Origin of the sequence: Kitasatospora sp. NPDC059803 (assembly GCF_042732255.1) — a bacterium.
Taxonomy (GTDB): domain Bacteria; phylum Actinomycetota; class Actinomycetes; order Streptomycetales; family Streptomycetaceae; genus Kitasatospora.
Window position 1 is genome coordinate 3,947 of the sequence record NZ_JBHWIJ010000031.1, and the last position, 9,198, is coordinate 13,144.

Consider the following 9,198-nt stretch of genomic DNA (forward strand, 5'->3'; position numbering starts at 1 on the left):
CGTCGATGGTCTCCAGGTCGATCGGCCGGTCCCCGCCGGCCGCGGGCGCCCCCCCCGGTGCGGGGCGGAAAAACCGGGGGGGGGGCCCCCCGTGGGGGGGCCCCGGGGGGGCCCCCGGGGGGGGGGCCGCCACCCGCCCCCCCCCTCGACAACTCCCCCTCCCGGTCAGCAAGATGTGACGCCACACCTTCCGCCACACCTTCCGCCACAGCCACCTCGGGGAGCACGCCGATGAGCCGCCGCCTCCAGCACCGGACGGCCCTGCTCGCCGGTCTCACCGCCCTGTCGCTCTCACTGACGCTCTGTTCGTGCGCCTCCGGCCAGGGCGGCGCCGCCGCGGACGGGCCGTCCGCCACCGGGGCCCCCAAGCTCACCTCGATCGACGTCAACCCGCGCGAGCGCTCCCAGCTGCGCCAGGGCGGCACCCTGCACCTGGCGATCGCCCAGTTCTCCCGCCAGTGGTCGCCGATCCAGACCGACGGCAGCGAGTCCTCGACGATCAGCGTCAGCAAGCCGCTGCTGCCGACCTTCTTCCGCTCCGACGCGGCCGGCACCCAGACCGTCAACCCGGCCTACCTGCAAGACGCCCACGCGGAGCTGCGGGACGGCCGGCAGGTCGTCGTCTGGACGCTCAACCCGAAGGCCCACTGGTCCGACGGCACCCCGATCACCTGGCGCGACCTCGAAGCCAACTGGCGCGCGCTGAACGGGAAGGACCCGGCCTACCGGCCCGCCAGCAACACCGGCTTCGAACAGGTCTCCTCGGTCGAGCGGGGCAAGGACGACTTCCAGGCGGTGATGACCTTCGACCGGCCGTTCTCCGAGTGGCAGTCGATGTTCAACGGCGCCGCCAACGCCCCGCTGCTGCCCGCGAGCCGGCTCGCCACCCCGGAGCTGTTCAACTCCGCCTACCTGGACGCGATCCCGGTCACCGCCGGCCCGTTCAAGGTCGAACGGCTGGACCGCGCCGCCCAGACCATCACCCTGGTCGCCGACCCCGCCTGGTGGGGCGACAAGCCGATGCTGGACCGGATCGTCTTCCACGCCATGCTGCCCAACGCCATGGCCCCCGCCTTCGCCAAGGGCGAGATCGACCTCTTCAACAACGGCCCGGACGTCGCCGGCTACCAGACCATCAAGAGCACCAAGGGCGCCGCCGTCCGCCGAGCCGGCGGGCCCGACTTCCGCCAGCTCACCCTCAACGCCCGCACCCCGGCGCTCAGCGACGCGACCGTCCGCCAGGCCGTCTTCCAGGCCGTCAACCGGGACGCCGTCATCCGCTCCGACCTGAACGGCCTGGACTGGCCCGCCGCCCCGCTCAACAACCACCTGCTGGTCGCCAACCAGAACGCCTACCGGGACAACTCCCTCGGCCTCAGCCGCTACGACCCCGCCGAGGCCGCCCGCAAGCTGGACGCGGCCGGCTGGCGGCTCGACGGCGACGTCCGCAAGCGCAACGGCCGCGAGCTGAACCTGCGGATGGTCATCCCGGCCGGCGTCACCCAGGCGCAGAGCGAGGCCGACAGCGCCACCAGGACGCTCAAGGACGTCGGCATCAAGGTCACCACGGTCACCGCCGCCGCCAACGAGTTCTTCGACAAGTACGTCAACCGCGGCGACTTCGACATCACCGCCTATTCGCTGCTCGGCACGCCCTTCCCGGCCAGCGGCAACCGCGCCGACTTCGTCCAGAACGGCGGCACCAACCACGTCGGCGCGGGCAGCCCGGCGGTGGACGCCGCCCTCGACCGGGCCGCCGCCGCACCCGACGCGGCCACCGCCTCCGAGGCGATCAACCAGGCCGACGGCGAGCTGTGGAAGGTGGCCGGCGTGCTGCCGCTCTACCAGCGCCCGCAGCTGTACGGCGCCCGCGCCAACCTCGCCAACATCGGCGCCCAGGGGCTGTCCGACATCGTCTGGGAGAACGTCGGCTTCGAGCGGTAGGCGGCGGCGACGCGTAGGCGCCCTCAGCCGTGCAGGGTCTCCCGCCAGAAGTGGCAGGCGCTGCGCCGGCCCGGCAGTTCGGCGCCCTCGGCGTCCACCACCGGTACCAGCGGCGGGAGTTCGCTCAGGCAGCGGTCCTGCACCCGGTTGCAGCGCGGGTTGAACGCGCAGCCCTGCGGGACCTCCAGGAGGCTGGGCGGCAGGCCCTTGATGGCGTGGAGGTTCTGCCCCTTCTGGTCCAGCCGGGGGATCGAGTCGAGCAGGCCCCGGGTGTACGGGTGGGCGGGGCGCGCGTACAGGTCGCGCACCGGGGCCGTCTCGACGATCCGGCCCGCGTACATCACCGCGATCGTGTCCGCGACGTCGGCGACCACACCGAGGTCGTGGGTGATCAGGATCAGCCCCATGTGGAACTCGTGCTGCAACTCGGCCAGCAGGTCCATCACCTGGGCCTGGACGGTGACGTCCAACGCGGTGGTGGGCTCGTCCGCGATGATCAGGTCCGGCTCCATGGAGAGCGCCATGGCGATCATGATGCGCTGGCGCATGCCGCCGGAGAACTGGTGCGGGTAGTCGCCGACGCGCTGCCTGGCCGCCGGGATCCGCACCCGGTCCATCAGCTCGATGGCCCTCTCCCTGGCCTCCTTGCGGCTGGCGCCGCGGTGCACCTGGAACATCTCGCCGAGCTGGTAGCCCACGCTGAGCACCGGGTTGAGCGAGGACAGCGCGTCCTGGAAGATCATCGCGATCTTCTGGCCCCGGACGAACCGCCGGGCCTTGGAGCCCATGGTCAGCAGGTCCTCGCCGCGGTAGAGGATCCGCCCGCCGGTGATCCGCCCGGGCGGCACGTCCAGGATGCCCATGATCGCCTGCGCGGTCACCGACTTGCCCGAACCGGACTCGCCCAGCACCGCCAGCGTCTCCCCGGCCGACACCGAGTAGCTCACCCCGTTGACGGCCCTGGCCACGCCGTCCCGGGTACGGAACTCGACGTGCAGGTCGTCGACCTCCAGCAGCGGGGTCCCGGGCACCAGGTCCTCCCGACCGCCGCCGATCACCTCCACCATGTCCATCCGAGCAGCCCTCCCCCAGCGCGGCAGCGAGCACCTATACGCGCAGAGCAACTATCAACGACCCGACCCCACTTGCGGAATTGCGCGGCACGTCTCTTTTCCATCACAAGAAAGGGCGCACCCCCCGGTGCGGGGGGCGCGCCCTGGATCCCGCGAGCCGCTAACCGGGCCCGGTATCCCCCTGCCCAGCCTCGCGCTCCGCCGCACTCTGCCCAATCTCGCGCTCCGCAGCGAAGTGACACGCCGAGTCGTGCCGGGCCGCCCCGCCCAGCCAGGACGGCGAGGCAAGCAGCGGGATCTCGGCCGCGCAGCGGTCCTGCGCCTTCCAGCAGCGGGTGCGGAAGCGGCAGCCGGACGGCGGGTTGGCCGGCGAGGGCACGTCCCCGGTGAGCACGATCCGGTCCCGCGACTCCCGGGCCGTCGGGTCCGGAACGGGGACGGCGGAGAGCAGCGCCTGGGTGTACGGGTGGGTGGCGTGGTCGTAGATCTCGGCATCGCTGCCGATCTCGACCATCTTGCCGAGGTACATCACGCCGACGCGGTCGGAGATGTGCCGGACGATGGAGAGGTCGTGCGCGATGAACATGTACGAGAGGTTGAACTCGCCCTGCAGCTTGTCCAGCAGGTTGATCACCTGTGCCTGGACGGACACGTCCAGGGCAGAGACCGGCTCGTCGCAGATGATGATCTCGGGCTTGAGCGCCAACCCCCGTGCGATGCCGATGCGTTGGCGTTGCCCGCCGGAGAACTGGTGCGGGTAGCGGTTGATGTACTCGGGGTTGAGCCCGACCACGTCCAGCAGGTCCTGGACGGCCTTGCGACGGTCCCCCTTGGGCGCCACCTCGGGGTGGATCTCGAACGGCTCCCCGATGATGTCGCCGACCGTCATGCGCGGGTTCAGCGAGGTGTACGGGTCCTGGAACACCATCTGGATGTTGCGGCGGACGGCCTTCAGCGCCGACCCGGACAGCCGGGAGATCTCCTCTCCCTTGTAGCGGACCGATCCCCCGGTGGCCGGCTCCAGGTTCATCAGCACCTTGGCCAGCGTGGACTTCCCGCAGCCGGACTCGCCGACGACGCCCAGCGTCTCGCCCTGCCTCAGGTCGAAGGAGACCCCGTCGACGGCCTTCACGGCGCCGACCTGCTTCCTGAACAGCACGCCCTTGGTCAGCGGGAAGTGCTTGACCAGGTCCCGGACTTCGAGGATCGGCTCGCCGCGCGGCACCTCCTGGGCGAAGGCGGCCTCCTCCGGCACCGCGGCGCCCAGTGCGCTGGACCCGTTAGCGGCCATGGAGGGTCTCCTTCCAGAAGAAGCAGGCGCTGCCCCGCCCGGCCAGCGGGGCTCCGTCGTCCTCGGCGACCGGGTACAGCTCCGGCACCTCGGCCCGGCAGCGGTCCTGCGCCCGCGGGCAGCGCGGGTTGAAGGCGCAGCCCTGGGGGATCCGCAGCAGGTTGGGCGGCAGGCCCTTGATGGCGTACAGCTCCTGGCCCTTCTGGTCCAGCCGCGGGATGGAGTCCAGCAGGCCGCGGGTGTACGGGTGCGCGGGGCGCGCGTACAGGTCGTGCACCGGGGCGGTCTCGACGATCCGGCCGGCGTACATCACGGCGATCTTGTCCGCGACGTCGGCGACCACGCCGAGGTCGTGGGTGATCAGGATCAGGCCCATGTGGAACTCCGCCTGGAGCTCCGCGAGCAGGTCCATCACCTGGGCCTGCACGGTGACGTCCAGCGCGGTGGTGGGCTCGTCCGCGATGATCAGGTCCGGTTCCAGGGCCAGCGCCATGGCGATCATGATGCGCTGGCGCATGCCGCCGGAGAACTGGTGCGGGTAGTCGTTCACCCGCTGCTTGGCCGCCGGGATGCGCACCCGCTCCATCAGCTCGACGGCCTTCTCCTTGGCCTCCTTGCGGGACGCCCCCCGGTGGGCGCGGAACATCTCGCCGAGCTGGAAGCCCACCGTCAGCACGGGGTTGAGCGAGGACAGCGCGTCCTGGAAGATCATCGCGATCTTCTGGCCGCGGATCCTGCGCCGTTCCTCGTTGCCCATCTTCAGCATGTCCCGGCCGCGGAAGCGGATCTCCCCGCGCGGGATCCGGGCCGGCGGCATGTCCAGGATGCCCATGATCGCCTGCGCGGTCACCGACTTGCCCGAGCCGGACTCGCCGAGCACCGCGAGCGTCTCCCCCGCCCGGACGCTGTAGTCGACCCCGTTGACCGCCTTGGCCACGCCGTCCCGGGTGACGAACTCGACGTGCAGGTCGCGGACGTCGAGCAGCGGCCCCTCGTACGACGCGGCCCGCTCGGACCTGGTGGCGTCCACGGCTGTACTCACGTTGCGCTCCCCTCGCTCAGCGAAGCTTCGGGTCGAGGGCGTCGCGCACCGCGTCGCCCAGCATGATGAAGGCCAGCACGGTGACGGAGAGCGCCACGGCCGGGAAGAACAGCACGTACGGCGCCGTCCGAATCACCTTCTGGGCGGAGGAGATGTCGATGCCCCAGGAGATGGTCGGGTCCTGCAGACCGATGCCGAGGAAGCTCAGCGTCGCCTCGGTGGCGATGTAGCCGCCGAGCGCGATGGTGGCGACGACGATCACGGGGGCGATGGCGTTCGGCAGGATGTGCCGGAACATCAGCCGCCCCGTCCCGGCGCCGAGCGCCCGGCCGGCCACCACGTAGTCGGACTGTTTGACGGTCAGCACGGCGCCGCGCATGACGCGGGCGATCTGGGTCCAACCGAGGAAGGCCAACGCGATGACCACGCTCCACACCGTGCGGGTGGTGAAGGCGTTCAGCAGCACCAGGGCGCCGAGCAGCAGCGGGAGGCCGAAGAAGATGTCGGTGATCCGGGAGATCACCGCGTCGACGGCGCCGCCAAAGTAGCCGGCGACCATGCCGGCCAGTCCGCCGAGCACGGTGACCGACAGGGTCACGCAGATGCCGACGGTGATCGAGGCCCGGGCGCCGTACACCACCCGGGCGTAGATCGACCGGCCCTGCCCGTCGTAGCCGAACCAGCCGGCGCCGAAGAAGTCCGTCCAGTCCGGCCGCCTGAGGTAGTCGTGGATCAGGTCGGCCTTGCGCGGGTCGGCGTCGGTGAACGCCCAGGGGAAGATCGCCATGACGACCAGCAGCAGGATCAGCACGGCGGAGATCAGGAAGATCGGCCGCCGGCGCAGGTCCCGCCAGGCGTCGCCCCAGAGGCTGCGGGCCTCCTCCCGCTTGGCCGGGTCGGGCTCGACCAGGGTCTCCTGCTCGACCGCCATGCCCTGCTCCCCGGCGTAGTCGAGGTGTGAGACCCCGGGCTTGGGGTGCGGCTCGTAGGAGTTCTCGTCGTGGATGTCAGGCATAGCGGATCCTCGGGTCCAGGACCGCATAGAGCAGGTCGACGAGCAGGCTGGCGACGAGGTAGACGATCACCAGGACGGTCACGATGCCGACCACGGTGGGGCCTTCCTTCTGGTTGATCGCCCGGTACAGGACGTTGCCGACGCCCTGCACGTTGAAGATGCCCTCGGTGACGATCGCCCCGCCCATCAGGGCGCCGAGGTCGGTGCCGAGGAAGGTGACCACCGGGATCAGCGAGTTGCGCAGCAGGTGGCGGGAGATGACGGTCCGCCGGGGCAGGCCCTTGGCGACCGCCGTGCGGATGTAGTCGGCCCGCAGGTTCTCGCCGATGGACGTCCGGGTGAGCCGGGCGACGTACGCGAGCGAGAGCGAGCCCAGCACGATCGCGGGCAGGATCAGCTGGGAGAGGTCGGTGGAGTCCTGCACCGTCGGGGTGACCCAGCCGAGGTTGGTGGCGAAGATCGTCTGCGCGATGTAGGCCAGCACGAAGACCGGGATCGAGATCACCACCAGGGTGAGGATCAGCACCAGGGTGTCCTGGATGCTGCCGCGCCGGAGGCCGGAGGCCATGCCCAGGGCGAGGCCGAGGACCACTTCGAAGACGAAGGCCATCAGCGCGAGCCGGATGGTGACCGGGAAGGCGGTCGCCATGATCTCGGAGACGGGACGGCCGGTGAAGCTCGTCCCGAAGTCCCCCTGGAAGAGGTTCCCCATGTAGTGCAGGTACTGCTTCCAGACCGGCTGGTCCAGGAAGTACTTGTGCTTGATGCTGGCCACGATGGCCGGGTCGGCGGCCTTCTCGCCGAACAACGCCGACACCGGGTCGCCCGGCAGCGTGTAGACCATCAGGAAGATCAGCAGCGTGGTGCCAAAGAACACCGGGATCATCTGCAGCACCCGCCGCAGCACGTAACTGCCCATCCGAGCCTCCTTCCTAGACGTGCCCTGGGTGCACGGCCGGCCGGGGACGGTCGGCCGGGAGGGCCGGGCCCCGCCCTCCGTGCGGGAAGGGCGGGGCCGGCGCGAGGGGTCGGGGGATCAGCCCTTGACCTCGACCTGGGTCCAGGCCGGGTTGCCGAAGGAGTCGAACTTCACGTTCTGCACCTTGGTCGAGTAACCCGAGTTGGTGCGGTAGTACCAGAGCGGGATGGCCGGCATCCCGCTCGGCAGCACCGCCTCGGCCTGCTGGTAGCCGGTCACCGTGTCGGCGACGCTGGCGGCCTCGTCGGCCTTGGTGGCCGCCTGGTCGAACTGCGGGTTGCTGTAGCCGAAGTCGTTGGACGCGGCGCCGGTGCGGTACACGTCGGACAGGAAGTTGGCGTTCAGCGGGTAGTCCTGCACCCAGCCGGTGCGGAAGGCGCCGTTGACCTGGTGCCCGGTGATCGCGGCGCGCGCGGTCTTGAAGTCGGGCTTCGGGTCGCCGAGGCACTCGACGCCGGTGCTCTGCCGGATCGAGTTGCAGACCGCGTCGACCCACTCCTTGTGGCCGCCGTCGGAGTTGTAGGTGATCAGCAGCTTGTTGCCGGGGACGCCGCCGCCGTCGCTGATCAGCTGCTTGGCCTTGGCCGGGTCGAACTTGCAGAAGTCGCCGCAGGCGCCGTCCTTGTAGCCCTCGACGCCCTCGGCCACCCAGGCGGTGGCCGGCTTGCGGGAGTTCTGCAGCACCGTCTTGGTGATGGTGTCGCGGTCGATCGCCATGGACAGGCCCTGGCGCACCTTGGCCTTGTCGGGCGCGGCCCAGTCGGCCTGGTAGAGGGTGAAGCCGATGTTCTGGATGGCGCCCTGCGGGGCGTCGATCGCCCGGTCGCCGAGGTCGCTCTTGTACGTCGCCAGCGCGGACGGCGGCACCTGGTCCATCACGTCCAGGTTGCTGGACTGGAGGTCGGCGTAGGCGGCCTCGGACGTGGTGTACATCCTGAAGACGATGCCGCCGTTCTTCGGCTTGTCGACGCCCTGGTAGTCCGGGAAGGCCTTGGTGACGACCTCGGAGTTGTGGTTCCAGCTGACGAACTGGTAGGGGCCGTTGCCCACCGGCTTCTGCCCGTACCCGGTCGGGTCGTTGAAGAAGGCGTCCGGCAGCGGGGAGAAGGCGATGTAGCCGAGCTTGTACTCGAAGTACGAGACCTTGTTGCTGAGCTTGACGGTGAAGTGCAGGTCGTCGACCACGGTCAGGCCGGACATCTTGGTCGCGGTCGGCTGGCCGCTGACGGGGTGGACGTTCTGGTAGCCCTCGATGTCGGAGAACCAGGAGCTGTTGATCTGGTTGTTGCTGGTGGTCGCGCTCCAGTTCCAGGAGTCCACGAAGTTCTTGGCGTGCACCGGCGTGCCGTCGTGGAACTTCCAGCCGTCCTTCAGCGTGACGTCGAAGGTCTGGGAGTCACTGGTGTCGATCTTGTCGGCGACCTGCATCCGGATCTTGGCGGTGGCGGGGTCGTAGTCGACCAGCCCCTTGAAGAGGTTCTGGATGACGCGACCACCGCCGACCTCGTTCGCGTTGGCGGGCTGCAGCGGGTTCTGCGGCTCACTGCTCTGGTAGCTGAAGCTCTTGCTGCTGTCCGGCGAGCTGTTGCTGCTTGCGCCGCCGCCGCTGCACCCGGCGGCCACCAGGGCCACGGATGTCGCAGCGGCGAGGACCCAGCGAGCACGGGCGGCTACGGGCATGGTGGTCCCTCCTCGTGGTGTGTGTCGCATCACACCCCATGAGAAGCGTGCCCGGCTGACGGCGCGAGTCAGGGGGGGCCCGGCCGGGGGGCCCCCCCCCCCCGGGGTGGGTGTGTCGCGGGGCGGTGGGCGCCGCCCGCGACCACGCCCCGCGCAGCGGGGGGCGGCGGGGCT

The 9,198-nt window shown here is 70.3% G+C and carries 7 protein-coding genes; 1 reads left to right on the forward strand and 6 read right to left on the reverse strand.

Annotated elements, in window-relative coordinates; genetic code table 11:
* Window positions 1–231 precede the first annotated feature (231 nt).
* Complete coding sequence (locus tag ACFV6I_RS07955; RefSeq protein WP_380423913.1) at window positions 232–1,944, forward strand: ABC transporter family substrate-binding protein; 1,713 nt, start codon at window positions 232–234, stop codon at window positions 1,942–1,944.
* 23 nt (window positions 1,945–1,967) lie between these two features.
* On the opposite strand, the gene ACFV6I_RS07960 is transcribed toward ACFV6I_RS07955, so the two are convergent.
* The 6 genes from ACFV6I_RS07960 to ACFV6I_RS07985 form a co-directional block, all read right to left on the reverse strand.
* Window positions 1,968–3,017, reverse strand: a complete 1,050-nt coding sequence (locus tag ACFV6I_RS07960; protein WP_063347953.1) for an ABC transporter ATP-binding protein — start codon at window positions 3,015–3,017, stop codon at window positions 1,968–1,970.
* 160 nt (window positions 3,018–3,177) lie between these two features.
* Complete coding sequence (locus ACFV6I_RS07965) at window positions 3,178–4,308, reverse strand: ABC transporter ATP-binding protein (protein ID WP_380423914.1); 1,131 nt, start codon at window positions 4,306–4,308, stop codon at window positions 3,178–3,180.
* Window positions 4,298–5,350, reverse strand: coding sequence for an ABC transporter ATP-binding protein (locus ACFV6I_RS07970; protein ID WP_063347954.1), 1,053 nt, complete (start codon window positions 5,348–5,350; stop codon window positions 4,298–4,300). Before ACFV6I_RS07970 ends, ACFV6I_RS07965 begins: the two co-directional genes overlap by 11 nt.
* A 16-nt stretch (window positions 5,351–5,366) precedes the next feature.
* Complete coding sequence (locus ACFV6I_RS07975) at window positions 5,367–6,281, reverse strand: ABC transporter permease (protein WP_380423928.1); 915 nt, start codon at window positions 6,279–6,281, stop codon at window positions 5,367–5,369.
* A 76-nt stretch (window positions 6,282–6,357) separates the two neighbouring features.
* A complete protein-coding gene (locus tag ACFV6I_RS07980) occupies window positions 6,358–7,284 on the reverse strand; it encodes an ABC transporter permease (protein WP_063347955.1) in 927 nt (308 codons plus the stop codon).
* Window positions 7,285–7,401: 117 nt separating this feature from the next.
* Window positions 7,402–9,024 (reverse strand): ABC transporter substrate-binding protein, encoded by a 1,623-nt coding sequence (locus ACFV6I_RS07985; protein WP_380423915.1) that lies wholly within the window; start codon window positions 9,022–9,024, stop codon window positions 7,402–7,404.
* Window positions 9,025–9,198: the final 174 nt, after the last annotated feature.

Bases quoted from the DNA above. Each gene is read 5' to 3' on its own strand.
- ACFV6I_RS07955 (WP_380423913.1), top strand. From the start codon at position 232: ATGAGCCGCCGCCTCCAGCACCGGACGGCCCTGCTCGCCGGTCTCACC.
- ACFV6I_RS07960 (WP_063347953.1), bottom strand. From the start codon at position 3,017: ATGGACATGGTGGAGGTGATCGGCGGCGGTCGGGAGGACCTGGTGCCC.
- ACFV6I_RS07985 (WP_380423915.1), bottom strand. From the start codon at position 9,024: ATGCCCGTAGCCGCCCGTGCTCGCTGGGTCCTCGCCGCTGCGACATCC.
- ACFV6I_RS07975 (WP_380423928.1), bottom strand. From the start codon at position 6,281: ATGGCGGTCGAGCAGGAGACCCTGGTCGAGCCCGACCCGGCCAAGCGG.
- ACFV6I_RS07980 (WP_063347955.1), bottom strand. From the start codon at position 7,284: ATGGGCAGTTACGTGCTGCGGCGGGTGCTGCAGATGATCCCGGTGTTC.
- ACFV6I_RS07965 (WP_380423914.1), bottom strand. From the start codon at position 4,308: ATGGCCGCTAACGGGTCCAGCGCACTGGGCGCCGCGGTGCCGGAGGAG.